Source organism: Undibacterium sp., from assembly GCF_030683615.1.
Classification (GTDB): domain Bacteria; phylum Pseudomonadota; class Gammaproteobacteria; order Burkholderiales; family Burkholderiaceae_D; genus Undibacterium; species Undibacterium umbellatum.
Genome location: NZ_JAUXQE010000029.1, coordinates 1 through 25,564, shown reverse-complemented (window position 1 = coordinate 25,564; position 25,564 = coordinate 1). Strand labels below are relative to the sequence as shown.

Below are 25,564 nucleotides of genomic sequence, written 5' to 3'. Positions count from 1 at the left end.
CTGGCTCAAAAATGCCTATGACTCAGAAACTGACAAGGAAGGGTGGTGGGTCATCAGCTTTTCGAAGATGGCTCAGGAAATCGGCTTTGATTCAAACAACCGTGACTACCTTCGCAATTCGGCGTTAGAGCTGATGCAGATTGTTTTTGAGTACGATGTAATTTCAAGAACCAATCAACGACTGCTGTGGAAAGCTAGCGTACTTTTCCCCGACATTGAGATTCAAGACGGTTCGATTCGATACCAAATCAGCGGTCAGTTAAAAGACAGAGTTTTGAATCCCGATATGTATGCTCTGGTGGACCTCAATGTTCTGCGCCGTTTCCAACGAGCATCTTCCATACCAATTTATGAGCATTGCGTCCGCTTTGTAAATTTAGGAAAGACTGCAGAAGTTGAACTCGTGACCTTTCGTGAAATCGTATTGGGATCAAAGTCGCATGACAGTGCACACATGGAATATAAGTATTTCAAACAACGAGTACTTCGACCTAGCATCATTGAAATCAACACTTTTTCCGAAATAACCATTGAGCTTCTGGAAGTCCGCGCGGGGCGCCGAGTCAACACGCTACAGTTTCTTGTCAAACGAAAAACGAAGCTTGAAGTACCCACAGAGGATCCGTTGGAAGTAGAAAAGATTACAAAATTACTGATCGATTTCGGCCTCCAGTTGCAGTCAGTCAAGAAGCTTGTAAAGCAGCATTCCAGCAACGAATTACTCGCTGCATTGGAATACACGAAGAAGCGATTGGCAGATAAGCGCTCACCCGTTGACAACCCACCAGCTTATTTTCAAAGAGCGTTAGAGGAAAGATGGGGAATTGTTGATGAAACACCGGTTGCTGAGTCCAAGCCAACGACAGATCGCAAAGTACCTCAAGCTGGAAAGAAGCAACTCAAAGAGGCCTACCAGCTGCATCGAATTGAAGAAGCAGAAAAGTATTTCAGCGCAATGGATGGTCAAGAACAAGAGCCTTTGGTAACACGTTACAACGGTGAACAAAAGATAGCAGGGTTACGGTTCAACAGCAAACGACGGGCAAAAGCAGCGCAATCAGCATTTTTTCAGTGGTTGGTTAGTGAAACCTGGGGTCTGCCTACCGCTGAACAGTTATTGGAGTTTGCTGAGACCCTGATGAATACGCCTAAAGCAGCTTGAAGGCGTCGCGAAAGCATGACAAGGGGTGAGGGGTAGACCAGCCAAGCAAGTGCAGCCATCAGGCCGCCAGAAGCCTGCAAACCACACAAATAAAAAAAGGCCCGTTCGCAGTTGTCACTGCGAAAGGGCCTTTTTACTGATTATGCGACCGCGAGAGGTCGTACTTTTTTGCGTTTGCCGTCGCGAACGACGCCAAAACGAGACCACACATCTTTGTCGATGCTGATCGGCATCACTGTCATGTAGTCCAAATTGATGAAACTCCCGTGGCTTTCAATTTCACCTTTTGTAAAAAGTTGCCAGAGGATGTTCGCCGCAAACAGGCTCACGGCCGGGTTGATGAATAGCGATTGTTTCTCCAACGCCTGCGCAAGTGAACACGACGGAAGATCGTCATCCGCGTTGTCCAGTTTGCGATTGATAAGCTCCGGAAACAACTCGCCAATGTGGGGCAGTCTCCACTCATCATCCGTTTTTCGCTTGTCACTGGTCACCTCACCCAGTACAACCTGCCCATCCCCGGCTCGATTTCCGAGATCCAGGTAATACCTGACACCTCCTGATGTTCGTTCCAGGCATCGAAGCATGGCCAGGCGCGCGGCCCGGTTGTCAACAGCACCAATAACAAGATCGACATCGGAAAAACCTGTGGTCTTCGTGGTCAACCTGTTTACGTCCGCCGACCACATCGTGTCCCCCAAAGCCATGTTGGCCCGGTTGATCAAGGTCATTGCCTTGTAAGTGCCAATGTCACACGGATAGAAGGCCTGACGGCCTACGTTCGCGTTGGTGACCACATCGTCATCGATCAACAGGACATTCAGACCACGCGGGTGTCCGAGAGCAATCATGGCGCGATGAAGGCAAACAAGGTGCTCAAGCATGCGACTGCCTGAGCCCCCTGCGCCGACCAAAACCACTTTGATTTGCTTGGCAACTAGCTCTTTATGCAAATAGTGCTTCATTGTTATTGAAACCTTTCTTGAAATTTCCCATCGTTGTTTAGAACAAGAGGAATGAACTCATCAATGGCAACGAGGCGAATGACGAATTCAGGTGTTGTTTGATCTACTTTTCCGATGACCGCCGAGACCTTGATCCCGCCTGCGTCATCCTGGTCATCCAGCTTTGAAAAGAAGGCTCCGTAGTGCCCGTGACTGTGTATGTCGACGACAGCCACATCATCTTCGGCCAGTAAAGGCTCCAGGTAATCAATCCGCGCCCGGCTTGCATGGGTCGCGTGTCGCACCTCAAGCCGCCACTGGTGCAGTGTGTGGTTCCACACCATCAGGGCTGCACATTCGTCTGGAAGTGCCTTCTTGGCCACTTCCAGGAAGTCGCTCCAGAGCTGCACGGGGGGTGCAGCAACCAGAAACTCCAGTGACTCTGCCAATGCCCCGTACGGCAGATTGCAGGCGCCATGGAGCTTTCGTCTGACCATCCAGAAGGTGGATATCTCGCGAACGACCCCGCCAGCGGAAAGTATGTTGCGAATCCCGGCTTTTGAGGCACATGGCATCGACCCTTCGTGCGGCGCGATGACAACAGGAAAAGTCTCTTGCACTGATACGTCGAAAGTCGCGTCCGTCATCAAAATTCTCCCGTGGGTCGGGGTAATTTGTTGAGCTTGTCAACGACCAAAGGATCAAGGAGATCTTGAATAGTGAGCGGCATTCGAACCAGCCGGTTTTCGGGAAATTTATCGGGTGGTGTTGCCACCACTTCTTTCCAGAAATTGACAGGATGCTTCCCTTTGATCAACCTGTCCTTCATCACGAAATTCGGGTGAGTGAAGTGGGATCCGAAAAAGAAGATTTCCCATGCTTTTGGATCCCACATTTCCGCTTCACGTGGAAGGGTGGCATTGCCAGTACAGACCAGTCCCCTGCCCCACACGTTGAAGAATGGCGCTTGAAACAAAGTCGAGTTCTGCGAGGGGCGTCCCGGTTCCTTGACTGCGAACAGGTAGAGTCCTTTGCCTTGGATGCTCAACCAGACCAAAGCAGGCACAGGACACACGGCAGAACCATCAAACGTGTTTTTTACGTGTGAAGAATGCTTGAAGAACATCGGCCTTGTTTCAGCCGGAGTCCACCAGATCATGCGATCGGTACCTTTGGCCAGGATTTTTTGATCCAGCCAGATTGTGGACTGCGTGTCTTGTACCGAACTCAACCCTTTGTAGATGCTGGCCAGGTCTTTTTCCGACATGGGTCGGCCCGGCATGATCAGCGGTTTGTCACCAACTGTGTCCATATGGTGAATTGTTGCAAACTTGGATTTTCCGTAGTCCCCGCGTTGCGACCCATACAAAATAATGGCTCCAACGGGTACCGGATTTGACTGCATTTCGGCAATCGATGTTTTGATCATTTGATCACCTCAAAATGAGATAAAGCTTTGCCGATCGCCGCGTGACGGGTGACAAAGTCTTTGATGGATTGAACAAGTCGGCTGACGCTGACCTGGTTGCTTGGATCTGCCTTGAACTCGATATGAATCTCTTCGTATTCACCGTGCTCCTGCATTTCTACTTCGTGATGCTGAATCAGGTCGAGCACCATATCTTCGTCATTCCAAACGAGGGCACATGAAGCTCCAATGCATTCAGCACCGTATTCATAGTCATCATCCTCATGATGCGGTGCCGCTGTGTCCTTCATAAGACTGTCGGGCCGTGCGAGCTCGTGCAACAACGCAAGGAAGTCTGCCACGATGGTTTTCAGTTCCTTCGGTGCGCGTCCTTTTAGGAACTTTTGCACTTCATTGAGGGTCGCGATGTATGGTTTTTTGCCAAGTGGCGAGCGCTTGTGGGTGGCTGGATCGTGCTCCATCCTTGCCAACATCCAGGTGTGTCCGTCAACCGCCTTGATCAGATCAGATGGCCAGAAAAAGTTAAGTTCCTGTTCCATTTGTTCACGGGTTAGATCCTCCTCCCCGCCACTGCTTTGGTTGTACTCTTCAATGAAACTTTCATCATTAAAGTGTGCACCTGCGTAGTGGTTGTATTCCAAAAAATCAGCCGCGTCTTGCACGCGGTAGATCGGGTAGCGGTCTTGAGTGGCTGCTGATGCAGCTTCAAAGACCCACCAGCCCAAGCCTTTGCGCGCCTTGTTAAGCGCGTCAACGACTGGCTTCATCCGTAGGACCGCAAGGTTTCCTGTAGGCGAAATTTGGACTTTTAATGCTGTTTGACTTACCGAAAAACCCATGTGAATGGACAGGGGTAAATGGGATCCGCATGCAGCTGCAATAGATGTATTCCATTGAGCCTGTAGAGTTTTTTGAATGGTTGTGAACTTGCCGCCTGGGAGCGCCACGCCATGGGCGTGTGCTTCCAGTGCAAGGTTCGCAAGAATTTGTTCAGTAACCTTATCCCCCATGTCAAGGACATGAGGGATATCAGGGTGGAGCGCTGGCAGACACCAGGCCCCTCCATTGATAGGGTTTAACCGAACCGGCTGTACGCTGCTGCCGGAGCAAACAGCGGAGTCGATTTCTCGCGATTGTTCACAATCGATTGAACGATTTTTGAACATTCCTGTGATTCCTGAATTTGTTGAATGGTGGCGTTGTACAGCGGGTTAGTGCTGACCACGGTTGACTTCCCATTGACGATGTTGCGAATCGCCGTAAGGTGTCCTATCCCCTTGGAGCCGACTGCTCGGGCAAAGGTGTAGGTACTGGTGCCGTCCTTGGTGACAGGACCTTCGATCACGCTGTTGAGCAGCTCGGGGTACTGAGTCGCAAAAAACAGTCTGATCTGATCGATCGTCTTTTGAGGCGATGGATCGGACATTGTGATGCCGTTGTAACGGAAACGGCGGACGATGATTTTTCCTTGCAGTGCCATGTAGATTTCTCCTTACAGCGTGAAAGGCATCGGGTCGTTTGTCGTCGCCACTCGCGTTGCTGTTGTCGCCGAAGTAGCGACATCAGGATCACCAGTTTCGTCGTCCTCGTCAAAGTCATTCAAATCTGGACCGGCTTTTTTGGCTGGCAAGCTTGTCGTGGACTTTGTCGATGATTTCGGTTTTGCTGCTTGTGCTGCTTTGGACGCTTCAAGCGCTGCCGCGACCGTTTCTGCTGCTTGTTGCTCCATAGAGGCGAGCTGCTCGCTGAGCGAAAGATTTGCGGTTGCGAACCCAGCGATTACTGCAGGGAACTCGGCGTCAAGTTCCGCTGGTGATGCGATGAATGACTTCGCAACGAGTGAGAAGCCGGACTTGCCAGTTTCACTGGTTGGTATCACCGAGACTTCGAGCTTGCCGTCATCGGCTTGTTCGATTTGGATTGACAACTTGATGCCCTTGGCAACCAGGGTGGCGATGTTCTGAAAAAGCATGTGATTCTCTCTAATGAAGAAAGGGGTCACACCCCGTCAGGAGCGTGACCCCTGATGGGTTATGTTGTCAGGTTGGCTTTAGTAGCTAACGAGCTTAGGGATACGGCCGCGGTATTCGAAGTCCTTGACTCCAAGCACAGCCGTGGTGAATTCTTCCTTGGAACCGTTACGCGCTTTGGCGTATGCGCTTCCCATGGCGGCTTTGATGCCTATCTCTTCGCACACGGCGTCGAGTTCATTTTTGGTGAGCAAGTCGAAAAACTTCTTGTCCACCTTCCAGTAGTTCTCAACTTTGACGTCAAAAAACTTCAGAATGCCAGTCACATCCTTGATCCCCAACGGTGATTGACCGTCATTGACGCAAGCTGCAATGTGATTGAGTGCCCCGCCAAGCTGGGCTTGGTCAAGGTTGCTGATGGATTTCATCAAGTCTGCAGGGCCTTTGGAGGCTTTGCTTCCGAGCAATGGCTCAACAGCCGTCGATAACGCTGACTTGCTGAGTACCGATGGGTTGGTCAGGCAAAGAGCCATCAACACCATCCGGTTTTCCGCAACAGGCAGTTTTGCAATTGCCTTCTCGAAAATCAGGCGCCACAGCTTTTCGCGGTGTTCCTTGACCCGAGTGCTCGGTTCAGAGGACGCCGGCTTGGTAGCGGGTTTCGCTGCGGCTGCGCTTGTCGCTGTTTTCGGCTCTTTGCTGCCCGCCTGGGTAGGGGGCGTCGCATCGGGCTTACCGGGCTCAGGATTGGCAGCTTGCGCTTTGGACGCAGCGTTCTCAGCCTTGAGTTTTGCAGCAACGTGCTGCGTATGACATGGGACATTCATGCACATACCTTTGTATTCACGGCCCAATTTGTCCGGGACCGTTGAAACAACAGCACCGAAATCCTTGCAGACTTTGCAGGCCAGGGCTTGCTCATGACCAACACCTTTGGGGCCATCGGCCACAAGGTTAATGACAGTCATGTTGTCGCCAGGGCGAAAGATCCGAACCACTTGGTACTCATCACTGAGCACCCTGACTTGGTCATTGATCTTTTCTGTGGTCTTTTGGTCAAAACACTGTTTGTTGGTGCACCGGCCGCCGCTGATCGCTTCCGCGAACAGAGTAGCCTGATTGCCACTGTTGTGGTGGCATGCCGTGCAGTCCACCTTGTCAAAGATCGCACCGTCCAAATGCAGTGCATTTGTCTCAAGGTAAGCCTTGAGCTCAGACACGGTCATCATCTTTTCCTGCGTGAGCAAGTGATCGAGGGCTGTGTCCTGCGACTCTTTTCGGCATGCCGACAATAGTTCGGCGTGACCCAAGTGAATCTTCTGCTCTTGAAGCGCAGCACGTACCTTGTTGGAGGCGTACATGAGTGCCAGGCGTTTGTCCAGTGTTGACTTTGACCAGCCTAACCGTTTGGCTGTTTCGTCTCGGTCGCCTTGGCATTGCCCCAACAACCTTGCGGCTGCCTCGGCTTCTTCGACCGGCGTCATATCGACACGTTCGATGTTTTCCACCAGGGCGGCGGCATCAGCCTCTTCGTCAGTCAACTGGCGCACAAGCACCGGGATTTCGGCGTTGTCACCGAAAACGGTTTTGAAAGCACGTAAGCGGCGTTCGCCAGCTACCAGTGCAAATTGGTTGTCCGCAATGGGACGAATCAGAATTGGCTGAAGCACGCCTTGCGCGCGGATTGAGTCTTCCAGGTCCTTTTGGAAGTTGGGGCAAAAAAATTGTCGAGGATTGCGACCAGACAGGATTTGTCCAGCAGTGAAACTTGAAGGTTGAGTATTCATGGCTTTTAGAAAAAAAGACCATTCCCAATCCGGAAATGGTCCCGGTTGGGTTGAATCGACGTTGCTACGCGGTAGCTCGATTACCAGTTGATGGTAAGTCCCGAAATTTTACGCGTTTTTCCAGTCAGGTCTGAACATAAAAGCTATTTTTTAGGTTTGTTCTCTGCGCGCAACCAGTTTCTTCCGAACAGCAGCGCCATTCCCTCTGTGTGGCCAGACTGCACAGTTGTGGATAAATCGTTGTGACTGGCCCATCGATTGGCCATTGCAATGACCATTTGTTGTTCCTCGCGGGCTTCGCTCAGGAGATGCATGATGGGCATGTATTCCTCGGAACACAGCATTATTCGGGCTCTGACCCCTCTCTGAACATTGGCGGTAGACGTGCCCAACCAGTCGGCTGGGTAGTGTGCCTTTGAGTCCCACGGGCGCCAATTGGCCACAGGAGTGGTCTGGCGCGCGCTGATGTACGAGCTGGACCCATCAGGTCTGAAAATGATGGCTGCATTCTGAAAACGGCCGGCGTCGGTTTCAATCTCCGCACCCATGATCACAGTTTGACCCGTAATAGCAGATGAGCTCAGGATCTCCTTCTTGATGATGGCGTGTATGCCTGGCTCGTATCGGCCAATAATTGTTTCGGGAAAAATCACTGTGTCGAACCCATCGCTGCCTCCAGCCAGTGACGCAACCATGGTCCCCATTTTCATCACGCGCTGGACCGACTCCGTGTCATCGGTGGGAAACCCCCCCCACTGCGTATGCACCGTACCGATGCGCCCTGCAACCCTGCCCCGTGTAGCGTCATCGCCATCGAGCTTCTTCCCGCCCAGCCCAACCACCGTCGCCAGCAGAAGCAGTGCGACCCACTGAACTCCTGGCGTCTTTCGAATGACTGGCGGGACCTTGTGGACCAGTGCGTAGGCGAGAGTTGGTGTCAGAAGCAGAAAGGCAGTGACCGCCACCCAGCCGCCAGCTTGCCAAAGGAATCCAAGCCCCATGATTGGGTGTCCCGGCATCACTAACGCAACTGGACTAACGATGGTCACCAGCAGAGCGAGGAAGACGGCAACAGGCGTCATCCATGGGCGCTTCCTGGACGGCCAGAACAACGTCCACGCCAATGCACTGAGAATGCCCAAGCCCAACCAGATAAAAATGCCAACGGCGAGAGATTCGAACCATGTCCCGGCGTAAGGCGGGAGAAATCGAACCACCGCCAGGTGATAGGTCAGAGTCAACACGAACGCCTGCATCCTTCCGGGTGCCATGACCCATAGAAGCGGCAACAGCAGGGCCAAGGCCGGACTGGAGTACTGCCCCCACGCCAGGACGCCTAGCCCGCTTCCAACGGCGGCGAAGAACAATGTTTGACCCATACGATGGCTCACATCGCCATGAAAATTTGGCATCAGCTCACGCCCTCGGTTTTTTGATGCATTGCCGCAGTGCGCTTGACCACAAGCATCAGCGTCTGCGAATCCAATTCTGGTGAATTTCTAACCAGCATCTTGAGCGCCAATGTAGCTACGGTGAAGACCTCTTCGGCCGGCACGGGCACGGCAATCGCACGCTTGGCCTGGCGCAGCTTGATGAACAGGCTGTTCCCTTGGTCGGATATTTCCAACGTCTTGTCCTTGTTGGGGCCGTGGTTGGACATCGATATGGAGGGTATCCATCCCATCATCGCCGCCACGAAAAGCGACAACTCTCGCCGGGTGAGTCGGAAAGTAATCTTGTCCTCCCATTTATAATGGCCATCGCCGGTGCTCGGAGCCATCTCAACGGAGAGGGTGTTGAAAACGGGTGTACCGGGATGCGTTACAGCGTCATCAATCAACGCTGGTTCAATGCACAGCGCGGCCTTCGATCCAAAGACGTGGTGGGACTCGCGCACAAACCTTTGTTGCTTCGGGTGAAGCAGAGCCTGGCGCTTGGGGTCTGCGACAACATCCCCAGCAATGACCTGAAAGGCCTGAGTTTCTGGATCTGGCCGGGCGGGCTCTTGTTCTTGCGCATTGATGATGATTGCACTGGATTTGGTGGGCGGCGAATGGGCAAAGGACGTACGTTCAGCAAATGCTTTCTTGGTACCGCGCGACCACTCAGCCATCGTCTCCATATCAACCAATTGATCGGACCCGTTATGCAGTCGATCAACCAACGCGTGGAATTCTTCGGTGAGCTCGGGTGCAAGCCCTGCAACTCCGAACTCCAAGGCATCCAGACTTATGCCTGGCAGGCCCCGATGGGTAAGCGTGTGAAGCACCCATCTTGGATTTATTTTGGCTTTGTCTTTCTGCATCACTTGCACGATTCAACTGCCGGCGAGTTGTTCGTCCTGCACCAGTGATTCGATTGAACCGTGGACGTTGGCTCCCTGATACGTTGCCAGCTTCGCAAAAAGAATACGGCCATGAACATGGCACTTGCTGGTCAGGTGCAGTTCGCCGCGAACCGTGACCGTGGTCTGGTCATCAGAATCGGCTCCTATCGTCCCAAAAATGTATGCGTCACCCTGCACTTCTATGCAGCCACTCAGGTGCCCGCCTTCCAACAGAACCAGAGGGCCGTCTGTCACATGGAGGTTTCCTCTGAACTGGCCTTCAATGAGAATTCCCCCTCCTGTGGCGTAGTCTCCAGTGACCTTTGATCCCGCTGCTACCTTGTTAGCAATATTCATTGCCACTGGATCAATAACAACGGATGTCTGTCGTTTTGTCATCGAAATTGCGCGGGAAACCTCGGCATTCATGCCGGGGAGGTAGAGCGCGTCGTGCGACCAGCACGACCCAATCCCGCATCCTTTTTAGTTGAGCTCTGGAGTTGAAAATAGCCATAGCCTTCGGCGCGCTGCGCCAACCGGCAATGTTTGTGCGAAATACCCTGCACCACCTCGGTGCCGGTTTGTATATTGAAGCTACCCGATGCCCGGACCGCCACGCGGCCCTGGTAGCTGCCGACCTTCTTGCCTGCTGGCACGTCAGCGCGCACCAGGTCCCCGGTGCCAAAACCATGGACGCGCTTGGTGCGCATCAGGTAGCCACGCGGAAATCCAAATTTATCCAAGCGCGTGCGCTGGTAACTGCCCCGGCCCGTGCACTTGAGCATCTGGGTCGGCACGCTCCAGCCAGTGGCAAAGTCTAGGACGCCCACGCATACGGCGTCCAAGGCGTGCGACTTCGGGATGTCAAACCTTGTACGGTTGAACTTAGTGCGCCCACCGGTGCCCGTCTCCACAGGCAAGCCAGTAGCTTTCAAAGCTTGGACCAACGCCCAACGCGTGCTGTTGACGGCGGCCGCATCTTTCAAAGGCTTTTTGACTTGCGCCAGGATGCGCGCCAGGCGTGCCGGCTCTTTGGCCAAGAACTCCTTGATGTCTCGTGCACCTTTCTTAGCGTTGCACGCCCCACAGGCCAAGGTCAGATTACTCACTCGGTTCGAGCCGCCCCGGGCCTTCGGGTGGATGTGCTCGACCTGCAGGGGCACTTCTTTGGCGTCGCAATAAACACACTTGCGGCCGAATTTCTCCAGAAGGTACTCGCGAACCTCAAAGCCTGCGAGCTCACCTTGTTGGTACTCCACGCCAGACACTTCAGCGTTTTGCATCAGTTGCATGTCAAAGCGAACCAGCTCACTGGCTATTCGATTGATGGGCGCCCAACGGCGAATACGTCCGACCCACGCCAGGGTGGTGTCAACTCGGTGCTGCAAGCTGGGTGCCAGCCAGCCTTTTTGCTGGTTGCCACGATTGAGGAACCGTGGCGCGCGGTAGCGCAGGTTGCTACGACGGCGCCGGCGCATTTGACTGCGAGCGGTGAGCGCCTCCGAGATTTGGCGTCCGCGGTGCATCAACTCAAAGAGATTGAGCACTGCTACGCCAGAGGTAATCTCCCCGGTATCGGGTGCGATGACTTCCACTTCGCGCACAACCGCCAGGCCCGTGAATTTACTTCCCGGGTCCAGCTTCACGCTCAGTGGCTGTAAAACACAAGAGTTCACATCCAGGTCAATGATTCGGATAACAAAGGGCACCAGGTGGTGCACGCGCGCCCGACCGCGTTCCAGCAACTGCCGGGCTCGCTTCTCGGTGCACGGCATCACAGGGTGGCCACTTCGGTCCAAAACAAAAACTGGCACGTGAACTCCAAAATTCCCCTGTGAACTGCACAGTGCAGGCTGGTTACAGCTTTGCCCCTACGGGCCTGGTGACGGATACCTTGCGGTATCGCTCCCCTCGACCATGTTGTAAGCCAGCCTTGAAGTCGTTGGACTCCTGTCGCAGCCTGTTTCGTGCTTACCCGAAGCTTGTCTACTGCTGCGACTTCCAGAGCTCCGAGCTGAGGAAGCACTCGGAGGTGGGTCTGATTACTTACTTACAACGTAGTAGCCTTGCGGCTACTGGGTCTGGAAAACCTCGTGCTTGAAAGTAGTTAACTTACAAGCCTCGTCTTTTAAGGCTGGGTGGTTTACTCCATGTATACGTTGCGTGAGTCCAGGACCAGTTTCCCGCTCTTGGGCTCTATCTTTTGAATGGTCTCACCGGTAAAAATCTTGTCTCCGGCTTTGAACTTTTGCGGTAACCGGGTCTCTGGGTTAGTCACGAGCGCGTACGAACCATCTGGAGAAATGTCAACGACCGTGACACGCCGTGCCGCAGATTTCCCTGTGGGCTCTGCCTTGGGAGATTCTGCCGCTTCGGTCGCTTTTGGCGGTGTTGTGCTCTGTCCAGCCGGGTTGATCTCCATGGGTGTTGAAAATCGACGGGTGACTGGAGCCTGGGTATCGTCAGGCGTTTTGGACGTTGGAGCTACGACAACGGGTTTTATTTCAGGTGTAGGTTTTGGCGTGTCCATCACGACGGCGCCCTTTCTTTCTTCCTCTTTGGGCGGCGCAGGCGTGGCGGGGTTTTTCGCTACTTTCGCGGCGGCATTTGTTTCCACGTCTCTTTTCGGTTCAGTAGGCGCCTGCTGTATTGGTAGTGGCAGTACCTTGACCGGGACGGGTGTCGTTTCCTGTTTTGCTTGCTCAATAATCTGTTTGGGAACTGGGGATGGTGTGACCTTGACGGGCGGCGCGACCACCACCGCGACGACAGGCTGTGTAACGATCGCAGATGCAGTGACCTGGGTGTTCGCACTGGGGTGTGCGCCGTCATGGGGGATATTGGACGGCTCGTCCATCAATGTAATCGCCCCCGATACTCCAGGGGTGGCCGTTGAGGATGCGCCAGACAGAGGCAATACGGAAACTTGTGTCGTTGTACTTGCGGTTTGTTCGGTCGTGGCAGGAGCACCAGCATGAGCATCAGCCTGAACAGACCCTGACTGCTGTTTGTATTCGTCAAACCAGCCAGAAGCGAGGTTGCCAAATACAGCAACTGCAACGACCACTGGCAGGCTTAAAAGTGCTATCCGTAAGGTCCTATCCCTCGCGGTTATCACAGCGGGTTGCACTCTAGGCAAATCAATCGTTTGCATTTCTGATTCAGTGGCATCAACAGGCGACCTGGCAAAGGCAAAACTTATTCTTGAGAGCCAGTGGTCAGGTTGCGCGGGTTTGTCGCTGCCTGGAAATGTTGGGTCATTATCGAATCGAACCTGATGACCTAGAACAATTCGTTGCGGCGTGCCTACGATGGTTTGAGTGAAATACCTTTGCGTATTGTCCATTTTGTATGTTGTCTCTGGAGAGAACATACGCATGTCCCCGACGGTGATTCCGTGCGTGGTACGCGATGTTCTGTGTTTTTCTAAATAGTTGCCGCCTACAAAAAGACGCATTCGGTCTGGAGAGTCAAATCTTGACTATTCGGGGCGACCAGGGTGGGGAGGACTTCACTGGTGGCTTGAATGGTTCGCGCGACTTCCTCTGGAGTGATGGCGGCCTCTGGTGGCTTGGTGGCCTGATCCCGTGCGCGATTGACGACTGATACAACTGCGTTTGCAAAAGCGCCGGTTACTGAACCGGTCCTGGACGCCCTGGCATTGGCGGCGCTGCGTTGGGACATGATTTCAGTCGCTGGTATCCAGCAGGTGACAACTGATTCGCTGTCATCCAGCGCAAACTGCGAGCTTGCTTGCATTGCTTCTACGACTGTTTCCATTTCTGCAAAGTTGATCCCCTCGTACTTGTCCCGGTAAACCTTGGCTTGGGCTTTAGCTGTAACGAGATCGACGCCCTCGATCAATTCAATGTTGGCGCAGTAGAACGGTTGATACCCCGAGCCCTTGGAACTCTTTGCCCAACTCGTCAGGCGCAGCGGCAGGCCCCTGAGTCCCCCATAGAGCGCTTGGAGCATCTTGAGTTTGGCTGACAGGGTGCGGTACGAGTTGATGCCGCTGCTCTGGAATTCGGTCAGTGCGAGTGGGTCATCGTTCCCCTCAATCTGCACCTTCAAACGCACATGTAACTGACACGAGTTTTCTGGTATTGCCGCAAAGGCACAGTTCTCAGGGCCGGCGCATTTAACGCTCACGGGAGCCTCGCTGGATTCGGTGCGTTGGGCGGCAGTTTCTCCGTTGCCACAGCACAGCAATTGGCCGGTGCAACGATCGAAGGCCTTGTAGCTTCCACTCAGGTTGTTTTCTGGTTTGTCAAACATGAGCCGAATCGGGATCTCCGACAAAAGCCGGCGCGAGCCAGTTTCGCTGTCCACACCAGTTAGCTTGTCGCTCAACGGGTGGGTCATCATTTTGGGCACTTCGCCTGGGATGGGCACTTCAGCATGAACGCGTGACAATATTTCAAATTCCGCTTGTTGCCCTGGCGCATCATTTGAGGCTGCAGCGTGAGAAAAACGGATCAGTCCATCAATGTGAGGGCCAATTGGGGCAAGGGCTGCGATTTCGTGAATTTTCATGGGGTTCCTTGTTAGTTGCTATTCAACTACTATGAAACCACGCTTCTCCAGTTCGTCAATAGTCTTTCTGTGTCCTTTTACGGCGCTGGCAATGTATTCTTTGCGACTGTATGTGTTGAATATATTCGGCCTGTTTTCACAGGTATCCGAGCAAGTGGCTCAATCGAGGTACTTGCTCGGGGCACCATGTCGATTTCCAACATATTTGCTATTTCGCAGGCAGTTGCGGCGCAGATTGCGATTCCCCACTCATATCTCGCGAGCTATGCGTGAGTTTCTTGGGTGGGACTAGAACGCAGGTTGCTGGTACAGCATTGCCAAGCTCTAAGGCTTAGGGCGCGTTGTTGACTGCTCTCCGCAGGAATACGGGGCTTCCCGCGCATCCTGGTGATCAGCCTGCTTGCAGAGGCTAATGCTTCCAGCGAGCGAATCCGTCGTCGCACAGGGATGCGACATCCACCATGATTTTTTCGATACCGTCTATACCGAGCTGATAGGTTCGCAATGGGATGCACGCATCAGAGCGTTCGCAGTTCTTCAGCTCGATATGCAGATCAACCTGATCGCCACCGACCGGCACAGCATCCCACTGGCCGAATTCGTATCTTTCATGCAGCGCATTGAGCCACAGCTTAAGGCCTGATGCCATTGCGATATCGGCAGGCGCTGGTGCCCCCACAATGATTCCATTGGTGCTCGAATCTTGTCCGTCATACGTTGCAACGCAAAGAGTTGAATGCAGCCGCCTGGTCAGTTCGACTGAACTGTTTGATTCAGGCGCCGGCAGAGATGGCCACGCGTTGCGTCTTGTCATCGACCCAACAAAATACACAAGTTGGGGGGCATCAGCTGGAAGTTGGGTTCCGACAGTACCAGTACCGATTGCATCAATGGCTTGACGCCACACCAGTGAGGTCAAGAATTTGCGAATTTCAACCGGATCCTGAGCGGCGAGAAACTGGTAGTTGAGCGTGTTGCTCAACATGGCGATGTCGACCCCGGCCGACATCCATCGGGACAGAGACATGACGGTGTCAGTAAATCCCTCTTTGTGGTCATTGGCGACAGCTTGATACTGGGCTACCTGTTCCTTGTCCTTGAACACAATTGGCCACATGAACATGGAGCTGTTTTGGTCGGCAACCACCGCATTGCCCTTTTTGGATTGAGTCGACAGGTTGAATACGTGCGTCCTCACGGTGTCGTAGAAAGTTTTAGGTTGTAGTCCGGACTGCGCCAACTGCCACACCTTTTTGCTGTTCCCTTCGGCCAAGGCCGTTTCAATTTCCAGTGAAGGCATGCGCCCCATGGAGACTGGTTCGTACATTGTTGATTCCATGTCGTATTCCGTTGGTTTTTTTGTTTGTCTGCTTGATGCAAGGTACCACGCCTCTGCATTGCGTCAATCGATTGGGCAACACAATTTAGTGACTAGACAGAATTGACTATGGGTGTATTCTTTTTTTATGGCTAATACAAACAAACCGTCTTTCGTAACGACTTCGATCCCCGGCATCCTGGCGGATTCTCGCAAGGTGCTGAACTTGCCGGATCATGAATATCATTCCGATGTTCATATTCAGTCTTGCAGCATGCTCAAGCAAATGCTCATTTCTCCAGCGCATTACCGTCATTCCCTCGGACGGGTGAACTCGCCAACGGACAGCATGGAGTTCGGCACACTGGTTCACTTGCTGACACTGCAGCCGCATCTATTGTTGTCCCAGGTGGCAACCTTTCCCGGTGTCAAGGACGCGCGCAGCGCCATGTACAAGGAGTTTTCGACGGCCCACGCGGGGATGATGGTCTTTGATGAGCCAACAATGCATCTGGCCGAAGCGGCTCGTGATCGCCTGTTGGAGCAGACTGTCATGGGGCGTAAATTTGGTGACTTCGTGGCTGAAGGCGAAGCGGAGGCAAGCATCTACTACACAGATCCCTCGGTCGGGATACCTTGTAGAACCAGGGTTGACTTGCTGCACCCTGAAGCTGTGTTTGATTTGAAAACCACCATGCACCCGGCCTTGCGTCAGTGGACGCGACACGCATTGAACCTGTCGTACGATATGCAGGGGTACATGTATTCACTTGCAGAGTCCCTTTTGAACAATCGAAGCAGCCCGATCCCGTTCGTGTTCATGAGTGTTGAGAACGATTGGCCACTGAGCGTTGGCGCGCGCAGAGCCGGCGATGCTTTCATGCAAGAAGGGGCCAAAAAATACCAGCAGGCCATCAGCGCTTTCGCTGCTTGCGCCAAAGTTGACTTCTGGCCCACTCCAGGCGGTGAAGAAGTCATCGAATTGGAGTACTGGCAGACCGGGCGAGGTGACAGCCTTGATTGGCTGGCCAGCATCCAAGATCGAACCTAGTCCTGTCCATTCCACGCTGGCAGAATGTGTGGCTCCTCTGTCATGTTGTGGGGGATCCTGCCAGTGCCTTTTCGATGCGCTCGCGCACTTCCTCCACCTGTTCCTGGTTCAGTCCATCGATGCTGAATTGCACCTGACCACGCGAAGGGAATACCTTGATTTTTCCGTTCTGGTTTCCAAACCTCACGACGCTACTGACTGCGCTCTGACGTGATTTTGGCCCTTCCATCTTTGCCGCAACAAGTGCTTGAGTCTGTGTCTTGCTCAGCTGCTTGGTCCTGACATCATCGATAATTTCGATGGCAACCAGATCCATGCGTTCTTGGTCGGCCTCGTATGTAGGCGACACAAACAGGGCGCTGATTTCATAGGCAATCGTGAACGCCGAGGTCTGATCAGCCTCGCTCATTTTTTGGAGCAGTCGTTCTGGGATGCGGGCGATTCGCATGTAGCTGCTGACTTGGGATTTCAGTAACGGCTTGCCTTTTCTATCCAGCATGTCTGCAGCCATTTCGTCCTGACTCGCATACACCCCATTTTCGATCAATCTTCGCATGTTGATCGCTATATCAAGGGCGGTATGGTCCGACCGTAGGTCGTTCAATTGAGAGGACCGCTTGTACTGTTCTCTCAGGTCCTTGGGAGGCGATTCGATCTTCACGTCTAACGCGCTATACCCTGCGGCGCGAGCTGCCTTCAACCGTGTTCCGCCGTCGATCAATTCGACCCTGCTGCCCTTCACAAAGCCGTTGACAGCAACGTCTTGTTTGCCATCTGCCATCGATTCAACTATGGCCTCGACATTGTCCATTCGGTAGAAATGGCGCACACCGACCGGATTTGGATCAATCAGGGCAAGCGGGATCGAATAGACCTGACCAATCTCGCAACTCTGCAGATCGAAATCAGCTGAGGTGCGTCCTGCGCTGCGAGGCAATGGTATTTCTGGGTCCGTGGGGATGGCCAAGGCTGATGGCTGAGATTGCAGGATTTGCGCGGCATTGCTGAACCGGTTGTCTGCTGCTGTCTGTGCACTATCTACCAAGGACTTGAATCCGGACTGTGCATCAAACTTGATGCGGGCCGGGCGAAAGGTGGCGGTGCCTTGTTTATGTGGTGAGACCATTATTTACCTCTTTTAGCATGGCTTGGCAGGTTGATGAGCTTCAAGGTGGCGTCGGCCAAGGCCTCGATTTCACGAACGGACTCTTCACTGCCTTTGAGCGCGTGCGCAGTTGCGCCGATCATCATGGGTCTGGAGAATGCCTTGCGGTCACCCAGTGTTAACGCAAGTGGCGGAAAGATTTTGTCGGTTTGCAGTGATTCGACAGCAGCCTTGTCATCGATCATGTGCATTCGAGTCGCGCACGGGATCACTCTCACGGGAAACTTTCGATTGGAGGTTTCCCAAACGTGTTTGGCCAGATTTTTTGCCGCTGGCAGCGCATCCATATCTGGGGCGTTCAATTTCGTTGGGATCAACGCCAAGTCTGATACCAGTAGGACGGCCCAGGTCGCCGGCTGCTCGACTGAGGGCGCGCAGTCGACAATGATGATGTCGTATTTGGTAACGAGTTTCTCAAGTTCTGCAGCCACCTTGGCGCCATAGCGATAGCCCGGCCAGATCGTCGCCGGGAAATTTTCGCCTTCATTTTTGGCTAGCCACTTCGCGCTGGTTTGCTGAGGATCGAGATCGGCAACAAGCACATCGAAGCCTCGGTACCCCAACGTCCCGGCCAGCTGACACGCGGTCGTCGTTTTTCCGGAGCCACCTTTTTCGTTGTAGATAGCTACTATTTTTGCTAGCGTGTGATTGCTCAATGTATTTGCCATTTTGTATGAGTCCTGTACATGATAGTTTGTCGTTGCCGGCGCTATCCTAGCGTTGTTCAAATTTTATTTGCATATGCCGTAATCCGCAATCATTAACTATCGCATTTCAATATCAAATTGCACAAATTTTTGATATTCGTTTCCCTCGGGTCATGGGTGCTGCCAATTAATCCTCTCCCGGGTTTTCAATGATTGTTTCATCGAAGACATTTACCTTATTCGGATCACTCCATTTGTGTTCATCCCAGTTCAACCGGTTGAACTGGCAGGTGCACCCCCTCAATTTATATTGATCAGCTGTGTCGTGTGGTATCTGGCGGTCCTACCTTCTGCTGTTGGAGTGCAGTGGATCTCCTGTTGGGCTGAACGGGACGGCGAAGCCATGTGTACATAGCTGTGCTTTTAGCGGCAGTTGGTGAGTCTCCAAGGTGATTCGATCATCGGCCTATCCATCAGTTCAACCGGTTGAACTGATGGATGCTCCTTCATCCATTTTTTTTGGATCAGCCATATCGGTTTGAATCTGGCTTTCCTCCCTTCTGCTGTTCGAGTGCAGTGGATCTCTTGTTGGGTTGAGTGAGGCGGTGCAGTTATGCGGGCATAGCTGTGCTTCTGGCGGCAGTTGGTGAGCTTCCAAGGTGATTCGATCATTGGTCTATCCAGCAGTTCAACCGGTTGAACTGGCGGATGCCCCTCGATTTATATTGATCCACTGTATCGGGATGAATCTGACGTCCTCCCTTCTGCTGTTCGAGTGCGGGGGAGCTCCTGTTGGACTGAGTAGGTCGGCGCAGTCATGCGTATATGGTTGTGCTTTTAGCGGCAGTTGGTGAGCCTCCAAGGTGATTTGATCATTGGTCTATCCATCAGTTCAACCGGTTGAACTGATGGATGCTCCTTCACCAATTTTTTTGGATCAGCTATATAGGTTTGAATCTGGCGCTCCTCCCTTCTGCTGTTCGAGTGCAGTGGATCTCCTGTTGGGCTGAGTGAGGCGGTGCAGTCATGCGGGCATAGCTGTGCTTCTAGCGGCAGTTGGTGAGTCTCAAAGATGAATCGATCATCGGCCTATCTATCAGTTCAACCGGTTGAGCTGGAATGAAGCGGCGCTCAGGGAGTAGCGACTTGCGATTTTTTGAAAGCCCAATAGTTAGTCGACCGCGCTGCCAGTTCAACCGGTTGAACTGGCGGATGCTCCTTCATCAATTTTTATTATTCAAGGGGCTGACACCTGAGCAGATCTTGGAAGACGCAAAGAGGAAGGCCTGAACCAGCCTTGAGCGGTTCTGTCTATTTCTCCTGCGCAATCTGATGAAAGGCTCATGATCAGGCGCCCTAGTATGCATCTGAGAACAATAGGCTGCAGAAGTTCAGGCCTGGTATTGACCGTTTGCTTTCGCCCATCCCTTCCCAAATTGCATGGTTACTCCGATTGTCTCAAGCTGTCTCAGGTACTTTCGAGCTAACAAGGTGCCAATTCCGAGATGGTTTTGTAGTGCCCTAACACTGGGTTTTATTCGCCCAGATGCGACCTCATCAATGAGCTTTTCAAAACGATCATCACCAAAAAATTCATCAATGTTCTCAGCGTGTTCTGGCGTGAGAAGTGTGCTTTCCGTGCTTCCCGTGTTTTTTGTGCTCGGTGTGGATGATGCTGTGCTTGTTCTGTGCTCGTGCGCTTTGGTGTGTGCTTGAAAATTAAGTTCTGATGAATTGAGATCTCGCGCATTAAAGTCAATCATTTGACCAGTGACTACTCTTTGATTTTGGTAAGAGTAGTCTGCGAAGTTTTGATGTGTTGCACCACGAAGTGCGTAAGAAAGTAGAGATGGGGCTGCCGAAAAAGGAACATTATTCGTTTGCCCTGGTGTGCTGGTTGATCGGTTCGATGGTCTATATATTGCCGAACGAAGAAGGGCACCTGAGGCACTGAACATCACTAGTCCCATTGCGGATATTAGAAAAGCCCTAGCGAGGCTGTAATAGATCATTCCGCGAGATCCGAGAATGTCCACGAGTGTGCTGTGCTGTTCTGCCTCAAGTTTTGCCAACTCAAGCACTAATGGCTGTGACGAGCGGGTCGCTTCTAGCGAATCACGCAACGCACCCGCACCCATCTGGCGCGTCCATGAGTTGGTGCTCTGCGTCTGCAAAGTGCCATTCTGGCGTAGGTTGTCTGCAGTCGATTTGTGGGACGCAATGGCTGCTCTAAGTTCAGTAATTTTGGTCAACGAACCCTGGGCGGTAGATGCGGCATTCTGAGCCAGCGTCACTTGCGTCACGTAAATTGTCACAGTCTCGAATCCCAATAAAAGCAGACCGCAAGCGATGAGATAAACGCGCAGAGTGCGCAAGGTTGAACGAGGCAGTAGGGCGGCTAGACCAAAGGCGGCAAGCTCTGTAATGACCATGAGCACTCCTGCTGTGATCAGGGCATCACGAGCGGGCGCATCGGTTTCGATTTTGTCCAATCCTATGATGAAAAATTTCGCGGTCACTGCGCTAGATGCCAAGGCAATGAGCGCAGTGACAACAGCGAGAAATCCGTACAGAAATCGTGGTAACTCTTGGGGCGCTGTTTGTGATGAGTGCATGGTTCTACCGTCTGTTGTAACTTTGTTGCTGGTCAATGCCGAACAAGAAATTATTACTTTGGACAATAAAAACACACTCGCCAAACGACTTCAATTTCCAAATATTGAAGTCGTTAGGAGTGGTCATATTTGAGATTCACAGGGACAGATTTTTTGACAGCGTCTTGTGAGTGTGATCAACCAAATTGACGGACCAATAATCACACTTCCTGATGGGCGAAATCTGGCGAATACTGCCGCTGACCTGTGGTGAAACAGCGACTTTCAAAGCCAAGTTCTGTGAGCGACCACTTTTGAGTGTGATGAATGTAGGTGCCGCAGCGTTTGCGGTCTTTCACCTGGGAACTGGAAGCGCCCGGTCTGGGCCAAGAGCAGTCGGTCTACATCCGTATTTCCGAGCAAACCAATGCGTGCTTTCAATTACATTGGAAACGAGCACTTGCCACAAGGCCATAACAGCCGGTATTGCTTACAACTCACGTTGGAGTGGTGCAGAGCCCTGATATTTGAAGCAAACGGACTGCTTCGGGGATGTCTGGTGCATGTTTAAAGGGCATGGCCTTGAGAGCGGCATCTACGTTGCATTTGCTGTCACGGTATGCAATTGCTGTCCTGATGACGTCCATAGGGTCAATGTATTGCAAGCGGGCTTGGCCTGAATACATTCCGTATAGAACACCAGCGCCTGGTCCATCCGAAAGGCGCCTTATCCACTGAAGTCTTCCCGAAAAATTAGCTAACTCTTTGTCAAGAACTTCTGTTTGTTTACTTTGCTTCTTGTCGTTGCGAAGCCGCTGAACTAATGCGACACGATTCTGTCTGCGTTCAAGGCGACGCTGATCCTTTGCCGCCTGCACCTCATGCGTTTGCCACAAGCGGGACATGTGGAGCTCAGTGCCGTAATCAGATTGGAGGTCGGAGGTGATTTCAGGGAATAGCAAGGCGTACAAACGGTCATGCTCAGTGAGACGAAAGACATGAGCGTCCCGCTTTTCCACCGCAGTGTGAAGGCGCTCACAGCACTCCCGAAACGTCTCAGCTTGCAATGAAGTCATCGAAAGATTATTTCGATTCAGGGTGAACATGATTACCAGTGCTGTGCCTGTAGCCATCGTGTTATTCGACAAAGCCTTGGCGAACTGGTCAACCAAAGCCCCGCCTTTTTCGCCAACAGCCTCAGCTTTGATGCGTACCAAAGTACTTAGCAGACTCCCCGTTACCTCAACACTATGCCGGTTTGACCCGACAATTTTGCGGCATTTAAGCTCGTCCCACAGGTCACTAAGAGCGACGGGTTCTGTGCCAAGCTGTGGTGCGCGTTGACCAGCCCAAGATGCCTTGAGCGCCTTGAGATAGCCTTTGGAAAGAGCCAAATCGGTAGTGGTTTTGAGCCAAGATTTCAGACGGGCACGGTCCTCTAAACGTTTCCTCTCACCCTCTAGGTGAAGGCGCTTTGCGGCGGCTTCCGCGTTAATTCCACTCTGAATACGCATTGCCCGCTCAGACAGGCGTCTTTTCGCTTTGGCAACCTCATCGGCAATCCAAGGGTGGACGATCCACTCCTTAACTGACGCGTCAGAACAGATGATTTTTTCAATCTCGGAGACGTACACCGTCCCAACCCTGGAGAAAAGATCGGCACGGATCTGGATGCACGCAACGCAGGATGCCTTAATTTTCTTGCGCTTTTCATCATTGATGTAGTTGGTGACGGCGGCCTCGATCAGTAGATCAACTGCTGGACCATTGGAGCCTATCTTGCGAGCTCGACACACGACATCGGGCACCATGGTGTCGAACCGACGCTCAAGACGAATGTCGTCCAATTGGAGAGCACCCCCACCACAGGTCGCTAACTCCTCGGCCATGGAGCCGTCGGGCATCTCCTGGCGTACTGGAAACGAAAAAGCAGGCACGCTCAGGATGCCCGTTTCAGCCACAGTCTTCTTGATTAGCCAGTGAAGAATCGTCTCGTTTACCTGCTTACCTTCTAAGTTGTCTAACCACTTTTGGGGTATGCCACCAAGGTAGAGATCCTCTTGCTCGGCTAGGTCGCCATCTTTCTGTGAATCCAGTTCGGAGTCATCCCAATGGCTATCCCACTTCATGCCGCAACCCGGTAGACGTAGATACTTCAGTATCTTGTCTGAATCCCAACTGGCTATGGCTGGATCGCACACGCCGGCCAAGGACAGAACGCATACCGAACGGCCGTCATCATCGACTTTTTGATTTGCCCGAACGGTGACAAGCATTTCACGGCCGTTTTCTAGGTGAAGAATGGCGCTTACATCGTCGACCCAGGTGCGGCTCTTAATCTGCACTAATTCGCCTGGAATTTCCTGGTAGGCATGGACAGTGATCCCAGTGGGTGAAACACGAGAAACCGTGCGACACCGCTGTGGCAAGTAAATGGCATCCTGCTCGACGAACAGCTGCAGCGCCAAAAACTTAGCGACCGAAGTGAGGCATTGGCTTTCCTCTGAATTTGAATGGAGGTGCTTGAAATGCTTTCGCTGAGTGCGCGGTTTATCGAAGTGAGAGGCAGGTTTACCGACATTGACGGCGACGAGTGGTTCGCTGCAACTGCGGCATAAGCACCGACACGCGGCCCCCTTCTCCGTCGATGTAAGCATGCCAACATGCACGAACCGCTTGTTCGAATCGCGGACAGCCCAAAGAAGTAGCGGTTCTCCGCACTCGATTTCTTTATCCACTTCCTGCGACTCACCCTTCATTGCGCCACCATCCTATTTGGGCGGCTTACTTAGCTTGGCAAGCCTGAATTAAGTATGGCACATAGCGGACAGGGGCGAGAACGACGTTGGAGAGCATCAAGGAATCCCTTTCTGCGTTTTTATAAAGTCGAGCGAATGTCTGCTCAGAGTCTGCCCGTCATGTTGAAAACGTGAATGGCAGAAACTAGACCTTGAGCGGACAGTGGTGAGAAATCGGCTACTACCGCTATTGATCTTGACCGGAAGAAGAAACATAGGCTCCGGTGTTCAATTTTTGTGCCGCCAGCATCACTTTATGTGACCATTTTTGGGGTGCGACATCCTCTGCGGGTGCTCAACGACCATCATTCAGCGTGAGTGGTGCCTTTGATGGAAATCGCAGGGGAGGGGAGGGGGGCACCGTACAACCCCCCAAGCAACCGTTCTGATACTTGCTTGGAGTTAGGTCTTGGGGCAGTAACTGGTTTTTTTTGGCTATCAAAAAAGGCTAAGTGCATTCTGAGGTTGAAATCAACGATTTTTGACCCATTTTTGATTGATTTTCAAAAACGAGCAGTGGTTGAAAACCGATCTACATGTTGGAATTTGCAACGCCTGCGACCGACCCCAGTAGGCCCATTGCGATCGGTCATGGTTGTTTGCTAAATTCACACATTCGATCCAAAGCAGAATTCGCTGGACTGAGATTCATTGTTCGCGTGTGAATTAGAACCGCGGCAGTCATGTGCTAAAGTCGCGCCAAGGTGTTCCCGCCGAAGTTTTGGACGACTTAAAGTAGGACTGATTTCGTCAGGTTTATCTTCAACGCTTCTTGGATCCATACGGTGATTCTTGATGCGGACCCGTAAGCGTCCAAGGTCCGCTTCTTGGAGAACACTATGTCACGATTCAAAAAATGCGCCAAGGTTGCACACGCTAAGCTGCATTCCTTTTTTCCTCAGATATCTCTAGGCCAAACTCAGCAGCTGCTTGCAGCTGCATTAGGGCACAAGACTTACGCTTCATTCTCGATTTCAGACGCATCGGCATTTGACGGCCAGGCCGCCTACGCTGTTCTGGTGCAGGAATCCGCCATGCTTCGTGCGCTGGACTTTGGCATAGAGATGAATCGAGACCACTGGGACCTACTCATCAGCGAGATTTCAGAGAAGCAGGTTGTGGGCGACTTGGAAATTTGTCAGCACCTTCACAATATTTACTGGCGGGCGCGGTACGAGTTTTTCGATGGGCAATACCAGGAGATTGAGGCACTCGTGCGGCCTCACGGCACAGTGGAAGTATTTCGCCGGCTCCTAAGCGAGGCCCCCTATATCGAGCCCGCCTATGTCGATGATGGAGGGGTGCTACCCCAAGACTTTTATGTGACCCTGCACGGAGAAATCTGCGTGGCGATCGATTCATCCCGTGATGTTGGATGGGGGGTGCCTGTACATGCCGAGTTTGGTTTTAATCGGATAGGGCGACGACTCTTAACCCAATCCGAATTGACATCGATTCGACAAGTTGACTCTCCGCGTCAGTGCGCTCCGTATGATGAACGCGATTCAGATGACGGCATGACCTTCGACTGAACATCAGGATCACGGTTACAAGTACAGCGCCGTGTATGTGGTGGACGGCGTGCGAGTGGTCGGCTTTGACAATGAACGCGGCAAAGGCGATCACGGCCATCTAGACGGTGTTGAAGTGCCGTACAGCTTCACGGACGTTGACCAGTTATCGAGACTTTAGTGCGGTATGCGTCCGGCGAACACCCGTTGACGGCGTAACGATTACCTGATCAGGGGAGCCCAGTGGTGCGGCAGCAGTTCATCAATGCGGCTGTTTTTGTGCGTTGGCAAACGTGCCAGCACATCCTTAAGGTACGCATACGGGT

General features: G+C 52.6%; 23 protein-coding genes and 1 pseudogene. 5 read left to right on the top strand and 19 right to left on the bottom strand.

What is annotated here, in order from left to right:
* Positions 1 to 1,162 (top strand): replication initiation protein (locus tag Q8K39_RS14505; protein ID WP_305261217.1); only part of this gene is annotated, 1,162 nt, incomplete at its 5' end.
* Between the two features lie 140 nt (positions 1,163 to 1,302).
* On the opposite strand, the gene Q8K39_RS14500 is transcribed toward Q8K39_RS14505, so the two are convergent.
* The 14 genes from Q8K39_RS14500 to Q8K39_RS14435 form a co-directional block, all read right to left on the bottom strand.
* The gene (locus tag Q8K39_RS14500) at positions 1,303 to 2,127 is read right to left on the bottom strand and encodes a PRTRC system ThiF family protein (RefSeq protein ID WP_305261216.1); all 825 of its coding nucleotides are present in this window, start codon (positions 2,125 to 2,127) and stop codon (positions 1,303 to 1,305) included.
* A 2-nt stretch (positions 2,128 to 2,129) separates the two neighbouring features.
* Complete coding sequence (locus tag Q8K39_RS14495; protein ID WP_305261215.1) at positions 2,130 to 2,753, bottom strand: PRTRC system protein A; 624 nt, start codon at positions 2,751 to 2,753, stop codon at positions 2,130 to 2,132.
* Positions 2,753 to 3,535, bottom strand: a complete 783-nt coding sequence (locus tag Q8K39_RS14490; RefSeq protein WP_305261214.1) for a PRTRC system protein B — start codon at positions 3,533 to 3,535, stop codon at positions 2,753 to 2,755. The genes Q8K39_RS14495 and Q8K39_RS14490 overlap by 1 nt, the downstream gene beginning before the upstream one ends.
* A complete protein-coding gene (locus Q8K39_RS14485; protein ID WP_305261213.1) occupies positions 3,532 to 4,701 on the bottom strand; it encodes a PRTRC system protein F in 1,170 nt (389 codons plus the stop codon). The genes Q8K39_RS14490 and Q8K39_RS14485 overlap by 4 nt, the downstream gene beginning before the upstream one ends.
* Positions 4,611 to 5,015 carry a PRTRC system protein C gene (locus Q8K39_RS14480; RefSeq protein ID WP_305261212.1) on the bottom strand — a complete coding sequence of 135 codons (405 nt, stop codon included), beginning with the start codon at positions 5,013 to 5,015 and terminating at the stop codon, positions 4,611 to 4,613. The genes Q8K39_RS14485 and Q8K39_RS14480 overlap by 91 nt, the downstream gene beginning before the upstream one ends.
* 12 nt (positions 5,016 to 5,027) lie before the next feature.
* The gene (locus Q8K39_RS14475; RefSeq protein WP_305261210.1) at positions 5,028 to 5,507 is read right to left on the bottom strand and encodes a PRTRC system protein E; all 480 of its coding nucleotides are present in this window, start codon (positions 5,505 to 5,507) and stop codon (positions 5,028 to 5,030) included.
* A 78-nt stretch (positions 5,508 to 5,585) separates the two neighbouring features.
* A complete protein-coding gene (locus Q8K39_RS14470; RefSeq protein ID WP_305261208.1) occupies positions 5,586 to 7,292 on the bottom strand; it encodes a PRTRC system ParB family protein in 1,707 nt (568 codons plus the stop codon).
* A gap of 143 nt (positions 7,293 to 7,435) precedes the next feature.
* Positions 7,436 to 8,671, bottom strand: coding sequence for a hypothetical protein (locus Q8K39_RS14465; RefSeq protein ID WP_305261206.1), 1,236 nt, complete (start codon positions 8,669 to 8,671; stop codon positions 7,436 to 7,438).
* Positions 8,672 to 8,703: 32 nt separating this feature from the next.
* Entirely contained in the window at positions 8,704 to 9,597 is an 894-nt protein-coding gene (locus Q8K39_RS14460; RefSeq protein WP_305261205.1) for a hypothetical protein, read from the bottom strand.
* A gap of 12 nt (positions 9,598 to 9,609) precedes the next feature.
* The gene (locus Q8K39_RS14455; RefSeq protein ID WP_305261220.1) at positions 9,610 to 10,017 is read right to left on the bottom strand and encodes a polymer-forming cytoskeletal protein; all 408 of its coding nucleotides are present in this window, start codon (positions 10,015 to 10,017) and stop codon (positions 9,610 to 9,612) included.
* A gap of 26 nt (positions 10,018 to 10,043) precedes the next feature.
* Positions 10,044 to 11,393, bottom strand: a complete 1,350-nt coding sequence (gene iscB, locus Q8K39_RS14450; RefSeq protein ID WP_370868609.1) for an RNA-guided endonuclease IscB — start codon at positions 11,391 to 11,393, stop codon at positions 10,044 to 10,046.
* Positions 11,394 to 11,761: 368 nt separating this feature from the next.
* Positions 11,762 to 12,736, bottom strand: a complete 975-nt coding sequence (locus Q8K39_RS14445) for a hypothetical protein (RefSeq protein ID WP_305261204.1) — start codon at positions 12,734 to 12,736, stop codon at positions 11,762 to 11,764.
* 323 nt (positions 12,737 to 13,059) lie between these two features.
* Positions 13,060 to 14,154, bottom strand: coding sequence for a hypothetical protein (locus tag Q8K39_RS14440; protein ID WP_305261203.1), 1,095 nt, complete (start codon positions 14,152 to 14,154; stop codon positions 13,060 to 13,062).
* 409 nt (positions 14,155 to 14,563) lie between these two features.
* Positions 14,564 to 15,493 carry a hypothetical protein gene (locus Q8K39_RS14435; protein WP_305261202.1) on the bottom strand — a complete coding sequence of 310 codons (930 nt, stop codon included), beginning with the start codon at positions 15,491 to 15,493 and terminating at the stop codon, positions 14,564 to 14,566.
* Between the two features lie 127 nt (positions 15,494 to 15,620).
* On the opposite strand from Q8K39_RS14435, the gene Q8K39_RS14430 reads away from it, so the two are divergent.
* Positions 15,621 to 16,523: a PD-(D/E)XK nuclease-like domain-containing protein gene (locus Q8K39_RS14430; protein ID WP_305261201.1), complete on the top strand. Its 903-nt coding sequence runs from the start codon at positions 15,621 to 15,623 to the stop codon at positions 16,521 to 16,523.
* Between the two features lie 40 nt (positions 16,524 to 16,563).
* Here Q8K39_RS14430 and Q8K39_RS14425 read toward each other — a convergent pair whose 3' ends face one another.
* The 3 genes from Q8K39_RS14425 to Q8K39_RS14415 all read right to left on the bottom strand — a co-directional run bounded on the left by Q8K39_RS14425 (position 16,564) and on the right by Q8K39_RS14415 (position 20,767).
* The gene (locus Q8K39_RS14425) at positions 16,564 to 17,649 is read right to left on the bottom strand and encodes a ParB/RepB/Spo0J family partition protein (protein ID WP_305261200.1); all 1,086 of its coding nucleotides are present in this window, start codon (positions 17,647 to 17,649) and stop codon (positions 16,564 to 16,566) included.
* Positions 17,649 to 18,356: a ParA family protein gene (locus Q8K39_RS14420; RefSeq protein WP_305261199.1), complete on the bottom strand. Its 708-nt coding sequence runs from the start codon at positions 18,354 to 18,356 to the stop codon at positions 17,649 to 17,651. Before Q8K39_RS14420 ends, Q8K39_RS14425 begins: the two co-directional genes overlap by 1 nt.
* 1,370 nt (positions 18,357 to 19,726) lie before the next feature.
* A complete protein-coding gene (locus Q8K39_RS14415; protein WP_305261198.1) occupies positions 19,727 to 20,767 on the bottom strand; it encodes a hypothetical protein in 1,041 nt (346 codons plus the stop codon).
* Here Q8K39_RS14415 and Q8K39_RS14410 point away from each other — a divergent pair.
* Complete coding sequence (locus Q8K39_RS14410) at positions 20,766 to 21,083, top strand: hypothetical protein (RefSeq protein ID WP_305261197.1); 318 nt, start codon at positions 20,766 to 20,768, stop codon at positions 21,081 to 21,083. The two genes, Q8K39_RS14415 and Q8K39_RS14410, sit on opposite strands and share 2 nt — an antisense overlap.
* Positions 21,084 to 21,426: 343 nt before the next feature.
* Here Q8K39_RS14410 and Q8K39_RS14405 read toward each other — a convergent pair whose 3' ends face one another.
* Positions 21,427 to 23,688 (bottom strand): hypothetical protein, encoded by a 2,262-nt coding sequence (locus tag Q8K39_RS14405; protein ID WP_305261196.1) that lies wholly within the window; start codon positions 23,686 to 23,688, stop codon positions 21,427 to 21,429.
* An 878-nt stretch (positions 23,689 to 24,566) separates the two neighbouring features.
* Between Q8K39_RS14405 and Q8K39_RS14400 the strand changes: the two genes are divergently transcribed.
* Both Q8K39_RS14400 and Q8K39_RS24975 read left to right on the top strand, forming a co-directional pair.
* On the top strand, positions 24,567 to 25,259 hold the full coding sequence (locus tag Q8K39_RS14400) for a hypothetical protein (protein WP_305261195.1): 693 nt from the start codon (positions 24,567 to 24,569) through the stop codon (positions 25,257 to 25,259).
* 16 nt (positions 25,260 to 25,275) lie between these two features.
* Positions 25,276 to 25,419: pseudogene (locus tag Q8K39_RS24975) on the top strand (hypothetical protein); the annotation flags it as partial.
* Positions 25,420 to 25,460: 41 nt separating this feature from the next.
* On the opposite strand, the gene Q8K39_RS14395 reads toward Q8K39_RS24975, so the two are convergent.
* Positions 25,461 to 25,564: transposase domain-containing protein (locus Q8K39_RS14395; RefSeq protein WP_305261218.1), on the bottom strand; the 104-nt coding region annotated here is incomplete at its 5' end.

Bases quoted from the DNA above. Each gene is read 5' to 3' on its own strand.
- Q8K39_RS14455 (WP_305261220.1), bottom strand. From the start codon at position 10,017: ATGACAAAACGACAGACATCCGTTGTTATTGATCCAGTGGCAATGAAT.
- Q8K39_RS14475 (WP_305261210.1), bottom strand. From the start codon at position 5,507: ATGCTTTTTCAGAACATCGCCACCCTGGTTGCCAAGGGCATCAAGTTG.
- Q8K39_RS14485 (WP_305261213.1), bottom strand. From the start codon at position 4,701: ATGTTCAAAAATCGTTCAATCGATTGTGAACAATCGCGAGAAATCGAC.
- Q8K39_RS14465 (WP_305261206.1), bottom strand. From the start codon at position 8,671: ATGGGTCAAACATTGTTCTTCGCCGCCGTTGGAAGCGGGCTAGGCGTC.
- Q8K39_RS14440 (WP_305261203.1), bottom strand. From the start codon at position 14,154: ATGAAAATTCACGAAATCGCAGCCCTTGCCCCAATTGGCCCTCACATT.
- Q8K39_RS14470 (WP_305261208.1), bottom strand. From the start codon at position 7,292: ATGAATACTCAACCTTCAAGTTTCACTGCTGGACAAATCCTGTCTGGT.
- Q8K39_RS14400 (WP_305261195.1), top strand. From the start codon at position 24,567: ATGTCACGATTCAAAAAATGCGCCAAGGTTGCACACGCTAAGCTGCAT.
- Q8K39_RS14435 (WP_305261202.1), bottom strand. From the start codon at position 15,493: ATGGAATCAACAATGTACGAACCAGTCTCCATGGGGCGCATGCCTTCA.
- Q8K39_RS14415 (WP_305261198.1), bottom strand. From the start codon at position 20,767: ATGGTCATTACAGAGCTTGCCGCCTTTGGTCTAGCCGCCCTACTGCCT.
- Q8K39_RS14410 (WP_305261197.1), top strand. From the start codon at position 20,766: ATGAGCACTCCTGCTGTGATCAGGGCATCACGAGCGGGCGCATCGGTT.
- Q8K39_RS14430 (WP_305261201.1), top strand. From the start codon at position 15,621: ATGGCTAATACAAACAAACCGTCTTTCGTAACGACTTCGATCCCCGGC.
- Q8K39_RS14480 (WP_305261212.1), bottom strand. From the start codon at position 5,015: ATGGCACTGCAAGGAAAAATCATCGTCCGCCGTTTCCGTTACAACGGC.
- Q8K39_RS14490 (WP_305261214.1), bottom strand. From the start codon at position 3,535: ATGATCAAAACATCGATTGCCGAAATGCAGTCAAATCCGGTACCCGTT.
- Q8K39_RS14405 (WP_305261196.1), bottom strand. From the start codon at position 23,688: ATGAAGGGTGAGTCGCAGGAAGTGGATAAAGAAATCGAGTGCGGAGAA.
- iscB (WP_370868609.1), bottom strand. From the start codon at position 11,393: ATGCCGTGCACCGAGAAGCGAGCCCGGCAGTTGCTGGAACGCGGTCGG.
- Q8K39_RS14420 (WP_305261199.1), bottom strand. From the start codon at position 18,356: ATGGCAAATACATTGAGCAATCACACGCTAGCAAAAATAGTAGCTATC.
- Q8K39_RS14500 (WP_305261216.1), bottom strand. From the start codon at position 2,127: ATGAAGCACTATTTGCATAAAGAGCTAGTTGCCAAGCAAATCAAAGTG.
- Q8K39_RS14425 (WP_305261200.1), bottom strand. From the start codon at position 17,649: ATGGTCTCACCACATAAACAAGGCACCGCCACCTTTCGCCCGGCCCGC.
- Q8K39_RS14460 (WP_305261205.1), bottom strand. From the start codon at position 9,597: ATGCAGAAAGACAAAGCCAAAATAAATCCAAGATGGGTGCTTCACACG.
- Q8K39_RS14495 (WP_305261215.1), bottom strand. From the start codon at position 2,753: ATGACGGACGCGACTTTCGACGTATCAGTGCAAGAGACTTTTCCTGTT.